This window comes from Pseudomonas sp. SWRI81 (assembly GCF_014268545.1).
Lineage (GTDB): Bacteria > Pseudomonadota > Gammaproteobacteria > Pseudomonadales > Pseudomonadaceae > Aquipseudomonas > Aquipseudomonas hamedanensis.
Map to the genome: position 1 here is coordinate 1 of NZ_JABWQS010000123.1, position 241 is coordinate 241.

Below are 241 nucleotides of genomic sequence, written 5' to 3' on the forward strand. Positions count from 1 at the left end.
GCGGGCCATGTCCACGGCTGCGGGGCTGTCGCCGTGTACGCAGATGGAATCGGCCTCGATGCGGGTGCGCGTGCCATCAATGGCCTCAATGGTGCCATCTTCCACCAGGCGCAGCATGCGTTGGGCCACCAGCCTCGGATCGTGCAGCACCGCGCCCGGTTCACGTCGCGACACCAGCGTGCCTTGCGGCGTGTAGGCGCGGTCGGCGAAGGCTTCGGCGACACACTGCAAGCCCTCGTCG

Annotated in this window: 1 protein-coding gene; it reads right to left on the reverse strand. The window is 68.5% G+C overall.

Annotated elements, in window-relative coordinates:
• A partial coding sequence (locus HU765_RS26710; protein WP_186624106.1) for a LamB/YcsF family protein occupies nucleotides 1-241 on the reverse strand: 241 nt, incomplete at both ends.